Raw genomic sequence first — 19,538 nt, 5'->3', positions numbered from 1 at the left:
CTCGATACTCCTGTTTTTCTTTGATCACTTCAGGCGGATGACAAAGGGATCTTGCATGGCGCCCGAATAGTCGATCAGCACGTTCTTGGAGCGCGAGAATTCCCGCATCACGTCAAAGCCGCCGCGCCGGCCGTATCCGCTGTTCTTGAAGCCGCCATTGGCCGACATGTAGGCGGCGGAGCGGTAGGTGTTGATCCACACCGTGCCAGCGTCGATCTGGCTGGCGAAGCGCATGGCGCGGTCGATGTCGCGGGTCCAGATACCCGAGGCGAGCCCGTATTCGGTATCGTTGGCCAGCGTGATCATCTCGGCCTCGTCCCGGAACGGCATCACGCCCACCACCGGCGCGAACAGCTCGTCACGCATGAATTTCATGTCGTTGCGCGCATCGGCCATGACGGTCGGCTCGAAATACCAGCCGCGGGCCAGATCGCCGTCCTTCGGGCGGCGCCCGCCGACCGCGATTTTCGCACCATCGCGCGCACCCGAGGCGACATAGCCCTCGATCTTTTCAAGCTGGGATTTCATCGCGAGCGGTCCAACATCGGTGCTTTCCTCCATCGGGTGCCCAACGCGGATATGCCGTGTGCGCTCGACGAGCGCTTCGAGGAAGCGATCATAGATATTGGCCTCAACGAAGCAGCGCGAACCTGCGACGCAGGTCTGACCCGCCGCCGCGAAAATCCCCGAGACGACGCCGTTAACTGCGCGCTCGATGTCCACATCCGAGAACACCACATGGGGGGATTTGCCTCCTAGCTCCATCTGGCAAGGAATAAGATTTTCTGCGGCGTTCGCGGCGATGCGGCGGCCCGTCGCGGTGCTGCCGGTAAAGACGATTTTCGCCAGGCCGGGATGGCGCGTCAGCGCCTCGCCCGTGACGGCGCCCGTCCCGGTCACCACATTGACGACGCCTTCGGGTATGCCGGCCTCGACCACCAGTTCGGCCAGCGCCAGCGTCGATGCAGTGGCATGTTCCGAGGGCTTCACCACAACCGTGTTGCCGATGGCAAGGCACGGCGCGAGCGTGCCGGTGAGAAGCATCAGCGGCGAATTCCACGGCGTAATCATGCCGACGACGCCAAGCGGCTCGCGCTGCGAATAGTTGAGGGAGTCCAGCTTGTTGACCGGAATCGTGTCGCCCTGAAGCTTGTCGGCCATCCCGGCGAAATAGATATAGCTGTCGGGCATGGCGCGCATCTGCGCCATCATTTCCTTGATCAGCTTGCCATTGTCGCGGGTCTCCATCAGAGCCAGCTCGTCGGCATGCTCCAGTACCAGCTCGGCCAGGCGGCGAATGAGCTTGCCGCGATCGGTCTGGGTCATCCGCCGCCAGGCTGGATTGTGGAACGCCTTGGTCGCCGAGGTGACGGCGGCGTCGACATCGGCGGCGTCGGCCTCGGCAAACTCGTACCAGACCTCGCCGGTGGTCGGATCGAAGCTAGGAATAAACCGGCCGCTGCTCGGTGCACGGAAGCGACCGCCGATGAACAGCTCCTGACGCGAGCCTTCCAATGACTTCATGGTAGTTTGCAAGAGGGCCTCCTTGATCAAAGGGGAGTGTTTTGGTGCTGCGCCCATTCGCGCAGATCACCGTCGATTAGCGCGACCCGTCCGCCATCGTCGGAGTCGACATAGATGCTGAACCGTCCGTCACGCCGCTCGCGCACATAGCGGCGCAAAACCGAGCGCAGCTCGCTGGTGGGAATGGCATCATAGGGAATGTCGTCGAAGCCGAAGACGCGAAGTCCGTCTGAATGCGCCTCCGGCGGCAGCTCTTCGGCAAGCCGCGCCCGATAAACGACCTGGCCCGGATCGTTGTCGGCCATGTCGAAGATGGAATAGAGAAAGGTCGTTTCGGGATAGAGCTGTAGATTGGTACTGCCCTCTATGTGGAGCTGTGCCTCGGGTCGCCGCCGGCGCGCCGAGGGCAGGACGAGCCCGCCCTTGCCGTCCTCTCGCAGCAGCAGGCCCTGCTCCGTCTCGATGAGGTAGCTTACGATCATTCCGTGCGCCTTGGGCCAACCCGAGGGCAACGGATCATCAACCCGCACATAGGAGCCCCGGCAGAAGCCCAGAGGCGCCGCTGTGCTGGTGCCAAAGGCTTGGACGTGTCCGATCAGGATAATATGGTCGCCGGCCTCGACGCGGCTATGCAGGCTGCAATCGAACCAGGCCAGGCTGTCGCTCAGCACGGGCGCGCCGGTATGGACCTTATCGCAGGACACGCTGCTGAACTTTTGCTGTGATTTGGACGCGAAAACGCGCGAGATCTCAGCCTGCCCCTCGTGCAGGATATTCACAGCGAAGCTGTCGGCGGAGGCAAAGGCCGGATAGCTCTGCGCCGATTTGCCGATGCAAACCAGCAGCAGCGGCGGATCGAGCGAGACAGAGGTAAATGAGTTGACAGTCATGCCGCGCGGCCGGCCCTGTTTGTCAATCGTCGTGACCACGGTCACGCCAGTCACAAAGGTTCCGAATGCCTGCCGCAAGGCTTTCGGGTCGATCGCGATTTCCTCGACTGTCTGCATCTTCAGCATTCCGCCTTGCCTTTGACTGGTGAGAGAAAGGTAGCGGGTGCTGCAACACACGTTCTTCCTGACATTCTCAGGAAGGGAATGGAATTCTTTGCTGTGTTTCGTAGGAAGTCGTATGCGCTGTCGGCCGGCCAGCGCTGGAGGGCTTATTCAGGCGCGATCATCTTGTACAGGCGGATGGCCAGATCGACCGCGAAGCGCCGCTCGGGCGCTTCGACATTGATCCCAAAGAGCTCTTCTATGCGCTTGAGGCGGTAGCGCAGCGTCGTCACATGCAGCCCCATGGCGTCGGCAGTGGCCTGGCTGCGTCCCTGCTCGCGCAAAAAGATCTCGAGCGTTTCGAGGTAAGGCGTTCCCTTCTCTCGGTCGTATCCGATAATCTGCCCAAGCACGTCGTCGAGAAAGAGCCGCACCTCGTCCACGCCCGCCGCTGCAGCCAGCATCGGCATAGGGCCGAAATCCTGCATCGAGAGTGCCCCGAATTTCCCCATGGACCGCGCGATTGCCACGACCCTGCGGCTGCGCTCCCAGGCTTCGGCATAATCGGGCAAGTCGGCGCAGACGGCGCTCAGCACCACGACGGGAGGCTTGTCGAGATAGGCGCTCAGTTCGCGAGCAGCGCGCTGCGCGAGCTTATGCATCTCAGCCTGGGAATTTTCTGGCCCAACCGGGCAGAGGCAGATCATTGCGCCGTCGACCGCCAGCACCGAGATCCCCTTCGCCGGCGCCTGGACGGCTTGCGACAGGGCGCGGTGAAGATTGATGGCCATGCTGCTGAACTCGTGCCCGCTGCTCTCGAAATCGACGATCAGCATCTGCTGCCGGCGCGAGAAATCCAGCCCCTGGCGCTGCGCGCGCATCAGCAGATCCGCCTTGTCGCGCCAGCGCCGCTCGATCACCTCGAAGAACAGCTCCGCCTGGCTTCGCTTCTCGAACCGGAAGCGAATGAAATTCCGCATCATCACGACGCTGAGCGCAAAGCGTGCGCTGTCGAGGATCATCAATTCCAGGATGTCGGGCTCGCTTACCTGCGTGAAGATGACCATTGCCCCGACCTTGTCTGCATCGACCACCAGCGGTTGGATCCGTGCTGCAAGCTGGAGCGTATCCGCCCCGTTGTGGAGCGCGATCATGGTCTGGGCCTGCGTCGCGCGCTCGGCGGCCTCGCGCGCTATCTTGGCGATCTGTGCGCCATAGACCCGCCGAACCTCAGCCTGCCAGGTCTCATCGTCGAAGCGCGCGGGGTCGGGCGTTCGCCCGCCCACCACCTGCGACACCGTGAAATCCACCACCACCACCGGCGTCTGGAGCAGATTCTCAAGCAACTTGCAGAGCAAAGGGACCGAATTGTCCGCCAGCGCGTGGTCCAGCAGCGACTTGTGTGCGCTCAGCGCCTTTTCCTGCCGGGCGGCCTCCTGCCTGGCGGCTTGGACGCGTCGCTCCTGCTCGACCGCAGCTACCCCGAGCTGGACCACCATGTCCAGGATCGCCTGATCGTCCTCCGAAATCTCCGAGATCTGGCGCGACAACAGGCTCAGCACCATCGGGCGGCCTTCGAAATCAGCGCAGTTCATCGGCACGACCAGTACCGAACGGTAATCACGCTCGAAAGCTTCAATCCGGTAAGCGGGGAACTCGGCGGATTCGCGCGCATCGCGGATATAGATCTGCTGGTTGCGCTGGAGAGCCATCAAAGAAGGGCTGGTTGCCAGCTCCCATCGGTCGCGCAGCTCGCGCTGCAGCAGGTTCGGATCGTGGCGCGCCATGACATATGCAAAGCCGTGTTCGGCGCTGATCGACATGATCGAGCCCATCGCCCAGCCGACCTGCTTGCACGCGGTCGTCACCAGGTTGACGAGAACCGATTCGAGGCTGCCGGTGCCGTTGATCTGCACCACGGCCTGGGTAAGGGACGAAAGTTTGGCCTTCCAATCGATGGCGCTAGAATCCTTCTGTCCGGGTACGGTTGGGCCGTTTGACGCGCAACTATGGTCCATCCGGACCGGGAATTCATACTTCGTTTCGCAGGAGACTAATCAGATCATTTCCCTCATACCGCAGGAAGAGTCTGCTGTCATCCGCCCCCTATAGTGTGTGCGAAACACTAACCAGAGGATCCTCATGTCGCTTGGCATCCGGAAATTCGCGGCGTTCGTCGAAGAAACTGTCATCGAGGCCGGCAAACCCGCCGCTCGCCCCATCACCTCCGTTGTCATCGCGGCGGTCCTGCCCAACCCCTGGGCGGGCCAAGGCTTTGTCGAGGATCTGGGGCCCGAAATCCGCCGCATCGCCCCAGAACTGGGCGCCGAGATGACCCGCCGTCTGATCTCCTTGATGGATCCCGATCGCGTCGAAGCTTTTGGCAAGGCCGCCTGCGTTGGCGTGAACGGAGAGATCGAGCACGCCTCAGCGCTGATCCATACTCTGCGTTTTGGGAACCATTTCCGCGATGCCGTGCACGGCACCGCCTTTCTGAGCTTCAGCAACACCCGAAACGCGCCCGGCGCGCTTCTTTCCCTACCGATGATCCACAAGAGCGAGACCGGAAAGCGCTCGCACTTCCTGACGGCGAATTTCCAAATCGCCGACGCGCCTGGGCCCGATGAAATTCTGGTCGCTATCGGCGCGTCGGATGGCGGCCGCGCGCATCCGCGCATCGGAGACCGCTTCAGCGACATGGCGGAGATGAAAGCCGAGCAGCAATCCGCCTAACCTAATCGACCAGTGTCGGGTCCGACTGAATGGCGGCCCGACCGGATCGGCGCGACATCGAAGTCGGTGCTCGCATCAGCCGTGCTGCCCGAACGTATCGGGCCGCGCCGCAGGCCGACATTCCGCGATTCTTGTCCCGCTCTTTTGCCCCGCCAGCGACGAGGCGGTCGTATCATCGCGGCGCGTATTCCGCGGTAGCGGACCTTGGAGCCTCTTTGTTGGAGGCTCGCGATGACAGCGCACACCGCTGGTCCATTCCCGTCGATACGGTGATCTGAAGCAGTCTTGGTAAAATCTCGACGCAGGCGAACGCCAGGCTGGCCGTTCTTCCTGATCACAGAGCCCGCCTTTCGGACGGCTCGAAGCGGCTTGCGCGTGCCGCTTGCCAATCCCCTCGCTCGGGGCGCAGTTTTGCGCTGCTATGGGCGAGAAAGCCATCAATGAGTACTGCCGTGGCGCGCTCGGGAATCCACCGGCACGCGAACCTTCTTCCTCTCATTGCTCATGTGAAAGTCGCCGTATCTGTTGGGCAACGACCGCTCGAAAGCGGGGGCTACGCTCCCGCCTTACCTGCGCTTGATGTTCGCGGCCGGGTCATGCTAGAGAGGTAATACCACTAACGATCTCACTGAAGTTTTATGCAAGGCGCCACCCGAAAATCTGCGAATGGTTACGAACGCGTGTTCGGATTCCTGCGGGAGCAATTGCTCAGTGGCGCGCTCAAGGAAGGCGACCTGCTTCTGCCAGAACGGGAGCTGTGTCAGGCTCTGGAAGTAAGCCGACCAGTGCTGCGCGAAGCGTTGCGCGCGCTCTCTATCTTCGGTGTCATCGAGATTCGACACGGCGTCGGCTCGGTCGTGTCGAGGCCGAATATCGACATCCTAGGCGACTTCTTCAGCTTCGCCCTTGCGAATAAGGGCAATGCAGTGGACGAAGTGATGGAGGCCCGGATAGCCGTCGAGTGCCAAGCGGCACGTCTCGCGGTTTCGCGTGCGGGTATCGGTGATTTCGAGAGAATGCGCGGGTTCGCTGATGCGATCGCCAAAACGATCGATGATCCCGTTGTCGGGGCCCGAGCCGATTACGAATTTCACATGGCCCTCGTCGATGCCAGCGCCGCTACCGCGCTGCGCAGCATGTATATCGCCATCGCCGATCTTCTTCAGCGTTCGCATGTGGAGCGCCGGGTGTTGGTCGCAGCCGATGCGAGCACACGCCAGCAGATCATCGACGACCACTACCGCATCCTCACCACCCTGACAGAAGGCAATCCGGACGAAGCCGAGCGCGCGGTCAGAAACCACTTCGAGATCGGGCGGGCGATCAGGATGAGGATGTCCGTCCACCGAGCCTGAGACAGGCAAATTTACAACCCAGCCGGGAGGAAAGTATGAGACTTTTTACCATAACTGCTTGCGGTATTCTGGCCGCGCTCACCATGACGGGATCGGCCCTTGCAGATGAGGTGTCTATCCGCCTTGGGCATGTTGGTGCGCCGGTAAGCCCCCAGCAGACGATCGCTGAGCTTTTTGCCTCCAAGGTCGAAGAATACAGCGATGGCAGCGTCACCGTGCAGATTTTCAATTCCGGGACGCTGGGCAACGAACGCCAACTTCAGGAAGGCGTGCGCAGCAGCACGCTCGACATGACGATCGCCGGGACGTTTTCCTATTTCGTCCCTTGGGCCGGTGCACTTGAGGCGCCGATGCTTTATTCGAGCCTCGAGCATTTCACCAACTTCTTCTCGAGTGAGGATGGTGCGAAGCTTATGGAGGCATTTCAGGCCGATGCCGATGTGAAAGCTCTGTTCGTCGTTCCCCACGGCGGATTCCGCTATATCACTATGCGCGATATCGAGGTCAAAAGCCCGGCCGACCTTAAAGGCGTCAAGATCCGTAACCCGAACGTGCCGTCATTCAATGTGATGGCCGAGGCGGTTGGGGCGATTCCGACACCGATCGATTTTTCTGAACTCTATGTCGCGCTTCAACGCGACGTGGTGCAGGGCCAGCATAACCCGGTGGGAAATATCGTCGGCGCCAAACTCTATGAAGTGCAGGACTCCCTGTCGATGGTTCCCTGGGGTATCTCGCCTCACCTGGTATCAATGAGCACCCGCGCCTGGGAACGCTTGGACGATGCCCAAAAAGAAGCTGTCGTCCGCGCTTCCGCGGAGACCGCCAAGGAATACCCCGCTATCGCCGTCGCTGAAGAGGAGGAGCTGCTTTCCGGGATCGAGGAGCAGATCACAATCATCCGCCCGGATGAGATCGACCTCGAGGCTTTTCTCGCCACTTTCCGCGACACTGGTCTGCCAGCACTTAAAAATGAATATGGCGATGCCGCGGGCAAGTGGCTCGATGCCATCGACGCAGCCCGCTGAGTTACGCACAGGCGGAGAGTGCTAACCGCTCTCCGCCTAGCCCAAGGTAAAACTCCATGTCACTAGAAGCGTTCTACGCGGTGAGCGCGCTCATCGTGTTGCTCCTCACCGGAATCCCGATTGCTCTTGCGCTGACGCTGGCAGGTGCCTTCGGCCTGTGGCTTCTCGACTTCCCTATGCTTGTGGTGATCCAGCGTTTCGCGGCGGGATCTGAAAGCTTCGTTCTGCTCGCCATTCCCTTTTTCATCCTGGCAGGCGCGGTCATGGAAGCCGGCGGTATATCGAGGCGCCTCATAGGTTTTTGCGATGCTTGTCTGGGGTATCTTCCCGGCGGGCTTGCGAACGCGAATATCGGTGCCTCCATGGTCTTTGGCGGCATATCAGGGTCTGCGGTTGCGGATACCTCGGCGGTCGGGTCGGTCATGATCCCGGCGATGGAACGAGAGGGATACTCACGCCGCTACAGCGCGGCGGTGACGGCGGCCGCTTCCCCGGTCGGCATGATCATCCCGCCATCGATCCCGATGATCGTCTGGAGCTATATTTCAGGCCAGTCCCTCAATGAGCTTTTCATGGCGGGTATCGTGCCCGGCATCTTGATCACTCTGGCGCTTGCATTGGTCAGCACCTGGATTTGCCAACGCCGCGGGTTCCAACGAGGATTTCGTCCGTTCCGTGCGGGCTTTTTCCTGTCGTCCTTGAAGGATGGCCTGCTGGCCCTCGGTGCCCCGGTCATCATCATCGGAGGCATTCTGATCGGTGCCTTCACACCGACCGAAGCCTCCGTCGTCGCGCTCGCCTATGCGCTTATCCTTAGTTTCGGAGTTTATCGCGAGCTGTCACCCCGAAAGCTTGCAGCGGTGTTCGTCCAGGCCGGCAAGACCAGCGCCTCGATCATGTTCATCATCTGCGGCGCCACCGTATTCTCCTTTTTTCTGACGGTTTCCGGAATGCCGGCGCAAATCGGCAGCTTGATCCTCAGCGTATCCGAAACGCCGCTTGGCTTCATCATTGCTGCGGGGCTGCTGATGTTCGTGTTGGGAATGTTTCTGGATACCACCACGACCATTCTGATGGCCGGGCCGATCATCATTCCCCTGTTCAGCCAAGTCGGAGTTGATCCGTTGGTCGCTACCATGGTCATCATGGTGATCCTGGCCATCGGTCTCATCACGCCGCCTGTGGGGTTGTGCCTTTTCGTCGTCTCGTCGATCACCCCGGTCAAAGTTTGGGACGTGGCGCGGGAATGCGTGCCGTTCATTCTCGCAATGACCGCCGTCGCTGCCTTGATCTGGATCTTTCCTCCTCTGGTTACGTGGGTCGTGCCATGAGCGGCTTTGATACTTTCTTCCACCGGACATGCCAGGTGCTTGCGTATGTCCTGTCGGCGCTGACGGTCCTTTCCCTGGCCGCGATGTTTGTCGGTATCGTCGTTCAGGTCGTCGCCCGAACCCTGTTCAGCACGTCTGTGCTCTGGCTCGACGATTTGCTCATGTCCTGTTTCACAGTGTCGATCTTTTGCGGTATCGCGCTGGCCTTTCGTGCCCGGGCTCACCTAGCCATATCGACCATTGCCGACAGCCTGCCAGTCGGTGCATCGCGCCTTCTCAATAGGCTGATCGATATCGGCTGCATATTTGCCATGGCCGGAATCGGTTGGTTCGGCATCGAGTTCACGCAAAGCGGATTCGGCCAGTTCACCCCGGTCCTGCGGCTGCCGCTTGGCTGGGTCTACATCATCATTCCCGTGTCGGCCGCACTGTCGATCCTCTTTATCCTCGAAAACCAACTAACAAGTACGAAAGCACCAACATGACAGAACCCGAGGTCAGTTCATTGCCCGCGCTCGCCTTCATCGGAGCCGGGGTTATGGGGCGGCCCATGATTGCGAATCTTCGCAAAGCCGGCTTCGCCCTCAAGGCATACGACCGGAGCCCTGCGGCGCTGGAAAACCTGCGCAGCGACGGCGTCACTGTCGCGGATAGCCTGGCGGCGGCGGTTGCCGGTGCGGACGTGGTGGTGACGATGCTTCCGGATACGCCGCACGTACAAAGCGTTCTGCTCGGCGAGGATGGGATCGGAACGTTGCTGCCCACCGGAACCCTCGTTATCGACATGAGTACGATCTCGGCCTCCGGGATCCGCGCCATCGGGCAGGATCTGGCCAGTCGGGGTGTGGATCTAGTGGATGCCCCGGTCAGCGGCGGCGTAAGAGGCGCGATCGCGGGAGAGCTGTCAATCATGTGCGGCGGCTCCCCTGAGGCGTTCGCCAAGGCACGGCCAGTGCTCGAGGGGATGGGAACCACCATCATTCATGCGGGCGACCTGGGGATGGGCCAGGTGTTCAAGATGTGCAACCAGCTTATGGTGGGGGTGCATATTCAAGCCATGTGCGAAGCCTTTGCGCTCTGCCGCGCGCAGGGAGGTGATCTGAACCTTCTGCGGGAAACACTAATGGGCGGTGCAGCCGGGTCGTGGATGCTCGAAAATCTCGGGCCTCAGGTAATTGCCAAAGATGATTCCGCAGGGTTCCGCATTGACCTGCAGCTCAAGGATCTTCGTCTGGCGGGAGAGGCGGCATTCGAGAAGGGCCTGCCCCTTCCGGGCCTTGCAATGGCAACGTCACTTTATCTCGAAGCACGTGCACATGGCGAAGGATCGAACGGCAACCAGGCCATGTTCCGTACCTATGACCGTCTTACCAACCAGGCATGATCGCCGGACCGCGGCCCCCAACAATTTCGACAGGAATTTCGCATGAAAATCATTATTGGCTCAGATCACGCAGGTTATCCTCTCAAGGCCGATATCATCTCGCATATCGAAAGCCTCGGGCATGAGGTGATCGACGTTGGCTGCCACAGCACTGATCCGGTCGATTTTCCTGATATCGCGCAGGACCTCACCGACAAGCTACTGAAGGGGGAGGGCGATCGCGGGCTCATGGTTTGCGGCACCGGTGTCGGCGCCGCCATTGCCGCAAACAAGCGGGCGGGTATCCGCGCCGCGGTCGGCCACGACGTTTATTCGGCGCACCAGTGCGTTGAGCACGATGATGTTAACGTCCTTTGCATCGGCGCGCAGATTGTTGGGGCATGGCTCGCCCGTGACCTCGTCAGCGCTTATCTTAGCGCTGAATTCTCGACTAGCGAGGAGTTCCGCCGCCGTGTGGAAAAACTCAACGAGATGGACGGGCGGCGCTGAACCGCTCAGTTCAGTTGCATCGATCAGGCTGCTCCAAGGGCGGGCGGACGACTGATCAGGACTGTGTTCAAGCCATTCATCGCGGCTGACTTGGAAGACGAGGGTCTATTCGAGACCTTCGTCGCTTCCACCGATGCTCGTCTCGAGCGATTTGCGAGCAGCCGCGACGTGGCGGCGCATCAGCATTTCGGCGAGCTCGCAGTCATGGTCTGCAATCGCATCGGCGATGCGCTCATGCTCCAGAAGCGCGCGTTTGGCGCGGCCCGGCACCAGGCGATGCTGCATCCGGTAAAGGCGGAACAGCGTGTAGTACTCGCCGGAGAGCAGGTTGAAGAGCTGCTCGTTGCGCGCGATCCGCGCGATGAGAAAGTGGAAATCGGAATTGGCCCGCGCCTGCCAGTAGACCATGGCATCCGGGCTGGCGAGCACCTGCGCATGCCGTTCGAGCATCGATCGCAGCTCTTCGATGTCGGCAGGCGTGGCGTGGCGCGCGGCCTCGCGCGCGGCCAGCCCCTCCAGCACCTCGCGGATATGGAAAAGCTCGACGACGTGCTTGTGCGAGGGCACGATCACCCGCACCCCCTGGCGTGGGGTACGCGTGACGAGCTTGCGCTCCTCCAGCCGCCTGATCGCCTCGCGCAGGGGCCCACGGCTCACGCCGTGGCGCGCGGCGAGCTTGGGTTCGCTAAGCTTTGTGCCTGGGGGAAGTTCGCCTCGAACGATGGCCTCGCTCAGCTTCTCGAATAGCGAATCCGACAGCGACTGAAAGTCCTGTTCAGCCTCCGCTCCGATCTCTTCCGTCTCCACCACGAGTTCACGCCTTCTCGGTGGAATAGCGCCGTTCCAACTCGTCGAAGAAAGGCTTTGCCACAAGCCGTTGGCGCTCCTTGAAACCCGCGACCGGCCCGGATTCATCCAGCTTTCCGTCCGCCTTGAGCTTTCCGAGCGCGGCCTGCATGCCGTAGACCGCGCCCTGCAACGCCACGTTGGCATAAAGCACGAGCGAAAAACCCATTGCGTTCAGCTCGTCGAAATCCATGATCGGCGTGCGCCCGCCGACGACGAGGTTCACGAGCTGCGGCGTGCCCTTCAGGCGGGCAGGAATGGCGCGGATCTCGTCCGTGCTTTCCGGCGCTTCGACAAAGGTAATGTCCGCGCCGTCCTCGATGAAAGCCTGCGCCCGCTCGATGGCCGCGTCAAAGCCCAGTGTGGCCCGCGCATCGGTGCGGGCGACGATCAGCAGGTTTTCGTCCTGGCGGGCGTCGGCGGCGGCCTTGATGCGGCTGCGGGCTTCGGCAAGGTCCACAACGTCCTTGCCGGAAAAATGGCCGCAGCGCTTCGGGCTCACCTGGTCCTCAATCTGGATGGCGCTGGCGCCGGCACGCTCCAGGGTGCGAACCGTGTGGCGCACGTTGAGCGCATTGCCGAAGCCGGTGTCGGCATCGACGACGATGGGCAGGTCCGTCGCGTCGCGGATGGTGGCCGTATGTTGCGCGATCTCCGGCAGGCTGACGAAGCCCAAGTCCGGCATGCCGAGATAGGTGTTGGTCAGGCCCGCGCCGGAAAGATAGATCGCCTCGAAGCCCAGATCGGCGATGATGCGCGCGGCAAGCGCGTTGGCCGCACCCGGCAGCAGGAGCGCGCCGCCCTTCTCCAGCCGCGCGCGGAACGCCCTGTTGATCTCGTGATTGAGCATCGGCCTACTCCAGACCGCGGTCGAAAATGCCTTCGCCGGTTGGGCGTGACGGGTTCACGCTTCCGGCGGTGAGCGCGGGCACCAGCGCGTCGAGCGCGCCGGGGGCAAGCTTTGCAAATCCCTTGGCCGCGGACAGGAACGCCTCGCGCTCCGGCGCGCCCAGCATCTCGCGTGTGAGTCCATCGAACTTGCCGACATAATCCGGCCAGGTCCAGGGGCGAGCACCGTTGGGGTGGGCATCGGCCACCGCCCGCTCGCCGGAGATCACACGGCCGTCTTTCATGGTGACGATGAGCCTGCCGCCGAAGGCGCGTTTGGCAGGGTCTGGCTCGTGATAGCGCGTGGTCCAGACCTGGTCCTCCACCGTTCTGATCTTGTGCCAGAGCTCCACCGTGGAGGCGCGGCGTGAACGCTCGCGCGTGTAGGAATCCACATGGTGCCATTTGCGGTCTTCCAGCGCCACGGCCAGGATGTACATGATGGAATGGTCGAGCGTCTCGCGGCTCGCCTCCGGGTCCATCTTCTGCGGGTCATTGGCGCCGGTGCCGATCACATAATGCGTGTGGTGGCTCGTCTCCAAAAGGATGTCGCGCACCTCAGAAAGATCGCCAATCTGGCCGGAAAGCTCGATGGCGAGGTCGATCAGCGCCTGCGCCTGGTATTCGGCGGAATGCGCCTTGGTGTAGGTCTCCATAATGCCGCGCGGGCTCTCGCCAGGGGCGGGCAGGAAGACCTCGTAGGCGGTCTCAGGCCCGCCGAGCATCCAGGCGATGACGGAATCCTCGCCCTCATAGATGGGGGAGGGGGCCGCCTCGCCGCGCATGGCGCGGTCGATGCATTCGATGGCGAGTTTGCCGGAGAAGCCCGGCACGTAGGCTTTCCAGGAGCTGATCTCGCCCTTGCGCGATTGCCGCGTGGAGAAGGCGAGGTGGACGGCCTGGTTTACCGCCTGGAAGATGACGTCCGTCGGCAGGCCGAGCATGGCGCCAATGCCGGCCGTGGTGGCGGGGGCCAAATGGGCCACATGATCCTTCTTGTACTTGTGCAGCGAGATCGCCTTCACCAGCGCCACGTGGATCTCGTAGGCGACCGCAATGCCGCGGGCAAGAGCGGCCCCGTCCAGCCCCATCTGCTGCGCCACTGCGACCAGCGGCGAAATGGAGTCGCCCGGGTGCGAATAGTCGGCGGCAAGGAACGTGTCGTGGAAATCGAGCTCGCGCACGGCCGTCGCGTTGGCCCAGGCCGCCCATTCGGCATCGACGCGCGTCGCGGCAGGCAGGCCGAAGAGGGTTGCGCCGCGCTTGCGCGGGTGGGCCAGCGCCATCGCGCGGGCCGCCGCCACCGGCTTGCGGTTGATCGCGGCGAGTGCCACGGCGGCATTGTCGACGATGCGGCAGGCGATCATGTCCTGCACGTCGGCATCGAGCGGGCCGCAATGGGCGGCAAAATCCGCAATGTGCCAGGCAAGTTGCTCCTCGCGCGGAAGCTTTGCTGCCGAGGGGTGGACCTTCACAGTGTGTTTTTTCATTGTTTGACGTTGCCTATTGTTTTTGGTTCTTCAGCCGCATGATCTTGCCGAGAGTGTGCAACTCTTCGGAATCATGCTCTTGTTAAGCGTTGGCCCGCAGGCGCCTAAGCAGGAGTGGCGCAAGCAGGAAGAGAGCCGCGATCGTCAGGAAAATCACGGAAAGCGGGGTGGAGACGAGCATGATCGGATTTCCCTGGCCGGCGGCAAGCGCGGTGCGCAACTGCTGCTCGGCCATCGGCCCGAGGATCAGGCCGATCAGCACCGGGGCGATGGGGAAATCGTAGACGCGCATCACATAGCCTGCCACGCCGATGATCACCATGGCGATGACATCCACCAGCGAGTTCGCCACGCCCCAGATGCCGATCGTGGCAAAGACAAGGATGCCTCCATAGAGCTGCGGCGCTGGAATGGAGAGAAGCCGCACCCAGATGCCGACGAGCGGCAGGTTGAGCACCAAGAGCATCGCGTTGCCCACATAGAGCGAGGCGATCAGGCCCCAGACGAGCTGAGGGTTGGAGGAGAAGAGGAAGGGGCCAGGCTGCAGGCCATAATTCTGGAATGCGGCCAGCAGCACCGCCGCCGTGGCGGAGGTGGGCAGGCCGAGCGTCAACAGCGGGATCAGGATACCGGCGGCGGCCGCGTTGTTGGCGGCCTCGGGGCCGGCTACGCCTTCGATCGCGCCCTTGCCAAACTCTTCCGGGTGTTTCGTCAGCTTCCGCTCTAGCGTGTAGGAAAGCATGGTCGGGATCTCAGAGCCGCCGCCCGGCAGCGCCCCGATGGGGAAGCCGAGCGAGGCTCCCCTGAGCCACGGTTTCCACGAGCGTTTCCAATCCTCGCGCGACATCCAGATCTGGCCGCGAATGGGGATGATCTCGGAACTGTTTTTCCGATAGCGGCTCGCGACGTAAAGGATTTCGCCGACCGCGAAGAGCGAGACAAGCACGACCGCCAGTTCCATGCCGTCAAAGAGGCCTGGTACGCCGAATGTGAGCCGCGCCTGGCCGGTCATCTGGTCGATGCCGATAAGGCCGAGCGCCAGGCCCAAAAACAACGATATGAAGCCGCGCACGCGCGAGGTACCCATCACCACCGCCATCGAGGTGAAAGCCAGCACCGTCAGCGCGAAATAGTCCGCCGGGCGGAAGTAGAAGGCGATCTCGGCGATGGCCGGGGCGGCGAAAGTCAGCGCCAGGGTGGCGATTGTGCCGGCCACGAAAGAGCCGATGGCGGCAGTCGCAAGCGCCGAGGCGCCGCGGCCTGCACGCGCCATCTTGTTTCCCTCGAGCGCGGTCATCATGGAGCCTGCCTCGCCCGGCGTGTTGATGAGGATCGAAGTGGTCGAGCCGCCATACATGGCGCCGTAGAGCACGCCCGCGAACATGATGAAGGCGGATGTCGGCGCGACGCTGATGGTGACCGGGAGCAGGAGCGCGATGGTGAGCGCCGGGCCGATGCCGGGCAGGATCCCTATGGCCGTGCCGAGCACCGAACCCACCAGCGCCCAAAAGAGATTGATGGGCTGGAGCGCGACCTCAAAACCTTGCAGGAGCAGCGAAAAGGTTTCCATGGCTGCCTCCTAGATGCCCGCAAGCGGCAGGAAGCTGCCGATCTGCAGGCCGAGCTGCGTGAAGAGGAGCCAGGCGAGGCTTCCCAAAATAGCGCCGGTGATAAGGTCGATCACGGTTTTGCGCGAGCCGAAGGCGCGGGCGACGAGCGTGAAGGAGAGCATCGCCGTAAAGGGAACGCCAAGCGCCTCTATAGTGAGGACCGGCACAATTGCCGCCGCAAGCGCGGTGAGGAAGGCCGTCATGTCCGCCTTGTCGGAGCCGGATGCGTCCTCGGTGTCCTGCGGGACGAATTTTTCGCCACGCGCGATCTGCATCAGGAGCAGAAGGCCGAGGAGAACGAGGCCACTGCCAACCAGCGTGACGAAAAGGCCCGGACCTACCCCGGCATAGCGGGCGGCCTGGGGCAGGCTGAAGGCACCGTAAAGGCAGACGCAGCCAAGCGCTATGACAAGGCCGCCCAGCCACCAGGGGCGGGGGGCGGCAGCGCCGCCTCCCGCCGTGTCGCTTTGCGGCCAGTTACTTGGCAAGGCCGGCCTCTTTCAGGATGGCGCCGATGCGCTCGTTTTCTTCCTTGATGAAGGTGCCGAACTCTTCGCCGGAAAGGAAGAACTGGTCCCAGCCCTGCGTTTCCAGCACCTTCTGCCAGGGCTCGCTGCCGTTCATCTGCGTGAAGCGGTCCACCCATGTCTGGTAGTTGTCTTCGGGCATGCCAGGCGCGCCGAGAAAGCCACGCCAGTTGGCAATATCCACGTCATAACCCGCTTCCTTGAAGGTGGGCACGTCGAGGCCGGCCTTCCGCTCGGCGGAGGTGATGCCGAGAATGCGGATGCGGCCCTGCTCGGCGAACTGCTGGAACTCGGAGATGCCGGAAATACCCGCCGCCAGCGTTCCGTTGACTATGCCTGTCACCGTCTCCGCACCGCTCGCCTGCGGAATATAATTGAGATCGGCGACCGGAATATCCGCAGCCTGTGCGAGTAGCGCCAGCGCGATGTGATCGACGCCGCCCGCCGAGCCGCCGCCCACGGCGTTGGCGCCGGGATCGGCCTTCACCGCCTCGACCAGGTCCTGCAGACTCTGGTGCGGCGAGTCGGCGGAGACCGCGATTACCAGATATTCGGCGGTCAGCCGTGCAATCGGGCGAAATTGGGAAAGGTCGATCGGCGAGTTGTTGAGGATAATCGAGCCCACGGTGATAGCGCCGAAGACAGCAAGCGCATCGGGCTTGCCGCTCTGCGATCCCTGGAACTCGGCAAGGCCGATCGTGCCGCCGGCTCCGCCCTTGTTCGTAAAGTTCACACCGCCGGTATAGATGCCGGCCTCGTTCATGGCCTGAAAAGCCTGGCGCCCGGTGGAATCCCATCCACCGCCCGGATTGGCCGGCAGCATGAGATTGACCTGTGCCTGCGCAGTTCCCGTAGCCAGCGCAGCAAACATGGCGAGCGGCAGAAGCGCCGTCTTCAAATTCATCGCAATTCCTCCCTTAGGTTTTGGGCAAGCAATCGTGCCCACTCGACGAAGTGACCCATCCCAACCAAGGTTGTCGACAGATACGAGTCTCATATAAGGCGATACCGACTGATGTTGTCAACCTGGAAGGTTTCTGTCGACAATTTTGCTCGAAGATGAAGTCTCCCTCGCGCACCTTTGAAAAACATCGCTATTTCAACGGGATCTTCACCGGCCTACCACTTTACCGGCTAAATCGATTGAAATCGCGGCGGGGTCGCTGCTAGCTTGCTCCCGGACCGAACATAACGCCTCGCAGATGATGAAGCCGACCGGAACGCGCGGTTTCGGAAGCACTGATCCGTTCGGGGGTAAGCCGATGCTTGTGTTTGCAGCGAAACTCCGTTCCTCACGAAAGCTCCGGTTTGCAGGGCATAATTGCACGACTGCATTTGACAAATGCGCATTAATTTAACATGTTAAATAAGCGATGGAGTGATGGATGCCGCATTTGTCGATCGAATATTCCGCTGGGCTTGAAACCCGGACAGATGTTGCCGGCCTCTGCAGAGCGCTGCACGGCGCGATGCGTGAAACGGGAATCTTCCCGCTGGCGGGCATCCGCGTCCGGGCTCACAAGGCCGATTACACGATCGTGGCGGATGGGCTGGCCGAGAACGATTTTGTCGCCATGACTTTGTCGGTCGGTTCGGGGCGCTCGGTCGAGGCGCTGAAACAAGCGGGCGAGCTGATATTTGCAGCGGCGCGTGCGGCGCTCGCCGAACCACTCTCAACCCCTCATTTCGCCCTGTCTCTCGAAATCCGGGAAATAGACCCGAACCTGAATTGGAAAGAGACGCCCATTCACGCTCGCGTGTCGGGTTGACCTGAAGGAGATTGCTTATGAGCGTTCTCAACGAGAACATCGCGCGCGCCGTCGAATATCTGAAACCGTTTCGCGAAGGCGGTGTCCTGAACCATGTCGGTGGCGCACAGGTACCTGCTGCTTCCGGCGAGACGTTCGAGACCGTCTCGCCCGTCGACATGTCGACACTTGCCAAGGTGGCCAGGGGTGGGGCGGCCGACACCGACAAGGCGGTTGCCGCGGCCAGCGAAGCGTTCAAAACATGGTCGAAGACATCGGGCGCAGAGCGACGGAAGATCCTGATCAAGGTGGCCGAAGGGATCGAGGCGCGGGCTGAGGAGATCGCGTTCATCGAGTGCATGGATACCGGACAGGCGCTTCGTTTCATGTCCAAGGCGGCTATTCGCGGCGCCGAGAACTTCCGTTTCTTTGCCGATCAGGCACCAGGCTCCGAGGACGGCAGGGCGCTTCGGACCCCCGCCCAGATGAATGTCACCTCGCGCCGCCCTATCGGGCCGGTGGGTGTGATTACGCCGTGGAATACGCCTTTCATGCTCTCGACCTGGAAGATTGCTCCGGCGCTGGCGGCGGGCTGCACGGTAGTGCACAAGCCGGCGGAGTTCTCCCCGCTCACGGCCAACCTGCTCGTGCAGATCGCTGAGGAGGCCGGACTGCCGAAGGGCGTTCTGAACGTCGTGAATGGCTACGGAGAGGAGGCAGGCCGCGCCTTGACGGAGCATAAGGGGATCAAGGCAATCGCCTTTGTCGGCGAAAGCCGTACCGGTTCCATGATCATGAAGCAGGGCGCAGACACGCTAAAGCGCGTCCATTTCGAGCTTGGCGGAAAGAATCCCGTTATCGTGTTCGACGACGCCGATCTCGACCGTGCGGTCGATGCCGCCGCTTTCATGATCTATTCACTGAACGGGGAGCGTTGCACGTCCTCATCACGCCTGCTTGTGCAGGAATCGATTTACGAGGAATTCACCCGGCGCGTGGCCGAGGTCGCGCGCGGCATAAAAATCGGCCACCCCCTCGATCCTGAAACGGTGATCGGTCCGCTGATTCACCCTTCGCATGAAAAGAAGGTGCTTTCCTATTTCGAAAAGGCGAAAGAAGAAGGCGCGATCATCGCAACGGGCGGCGAGAAATATGGCGAAGCCGGCTGCTTCGTGCGCCCGACGCTGTTTACGAACGCCCGCAACGACATGGCGATCGCTCAGGAGGAGATTTTCGGTCCGGTGCTGACGGCCATCCCGTTCAAGGACGAGGACGAGGCGCTGGCCATCGCCAACGATGTGAATTATGGCCTGGCAGCTTATCTCTGGACGCGGGATCTGGGTCGGGCGATGCGCATGACCGACAATCTGGAGGCCGGAATGATCTGGGTGAACTCGGAGAATGTGCGCCATCTGCCTACGCCATTCGGCGGGGTGAAGGCCTCTGGCATCGGGCGTGATGGCGGCGACTGGTCGTTCGATTTCTACATGGAAACGGTGAATGTCAGCTTCCCGCGCAGGGAACACAAGGTCTCGAAACTCGGCGGCTGAAGCCCGCTTCCGAAGGCGCGCTGGCCAAAGTCTTTATAGGGAG

General features: G+C 61.9%; 18 protein-coding genes. 9 read left to right on the top strand and 9 right to left on the bottom strand.

The window, feature by feature from the left end:
* Nucleotides 1–24 precede the first annotated feature (24 nt).
* From GNP00_RS07985 to GNP00_RS07975, 3 genes are all read right to left on the bottom strand, one after another.
* Nucleotides 25–1,536: an aldehyde dehydrogenase family protein gene (locus GNP00_RS07985; protein WP_041545499.1), complete on the bottom strand. Its 1,512-nt coding sequence runs from the start codon at nucleotides 1,534–1,536 to the stop codon at nucleotides 25–27.
* 14 nt (nucleotides 1,537–1,550) lie between these two features.
* Nucleotides 1,551–2,540, bottom strand: coding sequence for a flavin reductase (locus GNP00_RS07980; protein ID WP_041544764.1), 990 nt, complete (start codon nucleotides 2,538–2,540; stop codon nucleotides 1,551–1,553).
* Nucleotides 2,541–2,683: 143 nt separating this feature from the next.
* Nucleotides 2,684–4,534 (bottom strand): helix-turn-helix domain-containing protein, encoded by a 1,851-nt coding sequence (locus GNP00_RS07975; protein ID WP_011581847.1) that lies wholly within the window; start codon nucleotides 4,532–4,534, stop codon nucleotides 2,684–2,686.
* 124 nt (nucleotides 4,535–4,658) lie between these two features.
* Here GNP00_RS07975 and GNP00_RS07970 point away from each other — a divergent pair, with 124 nt between their 5' ends.
* The 7 genes from GNP00_RS07970 to rpiB all read left to right on the top strand — a co-directional run bounded on the left by GNP00_RS07970 (nucleotide 4,659) and on the right by rpiB (nucleotide 10,836).
* Complete coding sequence (locus GNP00_RS07970; RefSeq protein ID WP_011581846.1) at nucleotides 4,659–5,249, top strand: amino acid synthesis family protein; 591 nt, start codon at nucleotides 4,659–4,661, stop codon at nucleotides 5,247–5,249.
* 638 nt (nucleotides 5,250–5,887) lie between these two features.
* Complete coding sequence (locus tag GNP00_RS07965; protein WP_011581845.1) at nucleotides 5,888–6,604, top strand: FadR/GntR family transcriptional regulator; 717 nt, start codon at nucleotides 5,888–5,890, stop codon at nucleotides 6,602–6,604.
* A 35-nt stretch (nucleotides 6,605–6,639) separates the two neighbouring features.
* On the top strand, nucleotides 6,640–7,632 hold the full coding sequence (locus tag GNP00_RS07960; protein WP_011581844.1) for a sialic acid TRAP transporter substrate-binding protein SiaP: 993 nt from the start codon (nucleotides 6,640–6,642) through the stop codon (nucleotides 7,630–7,632).
* A gap of 56 nt (nucleotides 7,633–7,688) precedes the next feature.
* Nucleotides 7,689–8,963 (top strand): TRAP transporter large permease, encoded by a 1,275-nt coding sequence (locus GNP00_RS07955; RefSeq protein ID WP_011581843.1) that lies wholly within the window; start codon nucleotides 7,689–7,691, stop codon nucleotides 8,961–8,963.
* Complete coding sequence (locus tag GNP00_RS07950) at nucleotides 8,960–9,448, top strand: TRAP transporter small permease (RefSeq protein ID WP_011581842.1); 489 nt, start codon at nucleotides 8,960–8,962, stop codon at nucleotides 9,446–9,448. Before GNP00_RS07955 ends, GNP00_RS07950 begins: the two co-directional genes overlap by 4 nt.
* Nucleotides 9,445–10,347: an NAD(P)-dependent oxidoreductase gene (locus tag GNP00_RS07945; RefSeq protein ID WP_041544763.1), complete on the top strand. Its 903-nt coding sequence runs from the start codon at nucleotides 9,445–9,447 to the stop codon at nucleotides 10,345–10,347. Before GNP00_RS07950 ends, GNP00_RS07945 begins: the two co-directional genes overlap by 4 nt.
* 42 nt (nucleotides 10,348–10,389) lie before the next feature.
* A complete protein-coding gene (gene rpiB / locus GNP00_RS07940) occupies nucleotides 10,390–10,836 on the top strand; it encodes a ribose 5-phosphate isomerase B (RefSeq protein WP_011581840.1) in 447 nt (148 codons plus the stop codon).
* 105 nt (nucleotides 10,837–10,941) lie between these two features.
* Here rpiB and GNP00_RS07935 read toward each other — a convergent pair whose 3' ends face one another.
* From GNP00_RS07935 to GNP00_RS07910, 6 genes are all read right to left on the bottom strand, one after another.
* Nucleotides 10,942–11,646 carry an FCD domain-containing protein gene (locus tag GNP00_RS07935; protein ID WP_011581839.1) on the bottom strand — a complete coding sequence of 235 codons (705 nt, stop codon included), beginning with the start codon at nucleotides 11,644–11,646 and terminating at the stop codon, nucleotides 10,942–10,944.
* Between the two features lie 4 nt (nucleotides 11,647–11,650).
* On the bottom strand, nucleotides 11,651–12,532 hold the full coding sequence (locus GNP00_RS07930; protein WP_011581838.1) for an isocitrate lyase/PEP mutase family protein: 882 nt from the start codon (nucleotides 12,530–12,532) through the stop codon (nucleotides 11,651–11,653).
* A 4-nt stretch (nucleotides 12,533–12,536) separates the two neighbouring features.
* Complete coding sequence (locus tag GNP00_RS07925) at nucleotides 12,537–14,060, bottom strand: MmgE/PrpD family protein (protein WP_011581837.1); 1,524 nt, start codon at nucleotides 14,058–14,060, stop codon at nucleotides 12,537–12,539.
* 82 nt (nucleotides 14,061–14,142) lie between these two features.
* A complete protein-coding gene (locus GNP00_RS07920; protein ID WP_011581836.1) occupies nucleotides 14,143–15,630 on the bottom strand; it encodes a tripartite tricarboxylate transporter permease in 1,488 nt (495 codons plus the stop codon).
* Nucleotides 15,631–15,639: 9 nt separating this feature from the next.
* The gene (locus GNP00_RS07915) at nucleotides 15,640–16,158 is read right to left on the bottom strand and encodes a tripartite tricarboxylate transporter TctB family protein (RefSeq protein WP_011581835.1); all 519 of its coding nucleotides are present in this window, start codon (nucleotides 16,156–16,158) and stop codon (nucleotides 15,640–15,642) included.
* Nucleotides 16,148–17,101, bottom strand: coding sequence for a Bug family tripartite tricarboxylate transporter substrate binding protein (locus GNP00_RS07910; RefSeq protein WP_011581834.1), 954 nt, complete (start codon nucleotides 17,099–17,101; stop codon nucleotides 16,148–16,150). The genes GNP00_RS07915 and GNP00_RS07910 overlap by 11 nt, the downstream gene beginning before the upstream one ends.
* Before the next feature lie 481 nt (nucleotides 17,102–17,582).
* On the opposite strand from GNP00_RS07910, the gene GNP00_RS07905 reads away from it, so the two are divergent.
* The gene (locus GNP00_RS07905) at nucleotides 17,583–17,966 is read left to right on the top strand and encodes a 5-carboxymethyl-2-hydroxymuconate Delta-isomerase (RefSeq protein ID WP_011581833.1); all 384 of its coding nucleotides are present in this window, start codon (nucleotides 17,583–17,585) and stop codon (nucleotides 17,964–17,966) included.
* Nucleotides 17,967–17,983: 17 nt separating this feature from the next.
* Nucleotides 17,984–19,495: a 5-carboxymethyl-2-hydroxymuconate semialdehyde dehydrogenase gene (gene hpaE / locus GNP00_RS07900; RefSeq protein WP_166015833.1), complete on the top strand. Its 1,512-nt coding sequence runs from the start codon at nucleotides 17,984–17,986 to the stop codon at nucleotides 19,493–19,495.
* The last annotated feature ends 43 nt before the right edge of the window (nucleotides 19,496–19,538 follow it).

It is taken from the genome of Chelativorans multitrophicus (assembly GCF_011317445.1).
Taxonomy (GTDB): Bacteria; Pseudomonadota; Alphaproteobacteria; order Rhizobiales; family Rhizobiaceae; genus Chelativorans; species Chelativorans multitrophicus.
The sequence above is the reverse complement of the archived record's forward strand: the minus strand, read 5'-3'. Positions and strand labels throughout refer to the sequence as shown.

Excerpts from the sequence above, each read along its gene's own strand:
- GNP00_RS07980 (WP_041544764.1), bottom strand. The coding sequence starts at position 2,540 with ATGCTGAAGATGCAGACAGTCGAGGAAATCGCGATCGACCCGAAAGCC.
- GNP00_RS07975 (WP_011581847.1), bottom strand. The coding sequence starts at position 4,534 with ATGGACCATAGTTGCGCGTCAAACGGCCCAACCGTACCCGGACAGAAG.
- GNP00_RS07970 (WP_011581846.1), top strand. The coding sequence starts at position 4,659 with ATGTCGCTTGGCATCCGGAAATTCGCGGCGTTCGTCGAAGAAACTGTC.
- GNP00_RS07965 (WP_011581845.1), top strand. The coding sequence starts at position 5,888 with ATGCAAGGCGCCACCCGAAAATCTGCGAATGGTTACGAACGCGTGTTC.
- GNP00_RS07960 (WP_011581844.1), top strand. The coding sequence starts at position 6,640 with ATGAGACTTTTTACCATAACTGCTTGCGGTATTCTGGCCGCGCTCACC.
- GNP00_RS07955 (WP_011581843.1), top strand. The coding sequence starts at position 7,689 with ATGTCACTAGAAGCGTTCTACGCGGTGAGCGCGCTCATCGTGTTGCTC.
- GNP00_RS07950 (WP_011581842.1), top strand. The coding sequence starts at position 8,960 with ATGAGCGGCTTTGATACTTTCTTCCACCGGACATGCCAGGTGCTTGCG.
- GNP00_RS07945 (WP_041544763.1), top strand. The coding sequence starts at position 9,445 with ATGACAGAACCCGAGGTCAGTTCATTGCCCGCGCTCGCCTTCATCGGA.
- rpiB (WP_011581840.1), top strand. The coding sequence starts at position 10,390 with ATGAAAATCATTATTGGCTCAGATCACGCAGGTTATCCTCTCAAGGCC.
- GNP00_RS07930 (WP_011581838.1), bottom strand. The coding sequence starts at position 12,532 with ATGCTCAATCACGAGATCAACAGGGCGTTCCGCGCGCGGCTGGAGAAG.
- GNP00_RS07925 (WP_011581837.1), bottom strand. The coding sequence starts at position 14,060 with ATGAAAAAACACACTGTGAAGGTCCACCCCTCGGCAGCAAAGCTTCCG.
- GNP00_RS07920 (WP_011581836.1), bottom strand. The coding sequence starts at position 15,630 with ATGGAAACCTTTTCGCTGCTCCTGCAAGGTTTTGAGGTCGCGCTCCAG.
- GNP00_RS07910 (WP_011581834.1), bottom strand. The coding sequence starts at position 17,101 with ATGAATTTGAAGACGGCGCTTCTGCCGCTCGCCATGTTTGCTGCGCTG.
- GNP00_RS07905 (WP_011581833.1), top strand. The coding sequence starts at position 17,583 with ATGCCGCATTTGTCGATCGAATATTCCGCTGGGCTTGAAACCCGGACA.
- hpaE (WP_166015833.1), top strand. The coding sequence starts at position 17,984 with ATGAGCGTTCTCAACGAGAACATCGCGCGCGCCGTCGAATATCTGAAA.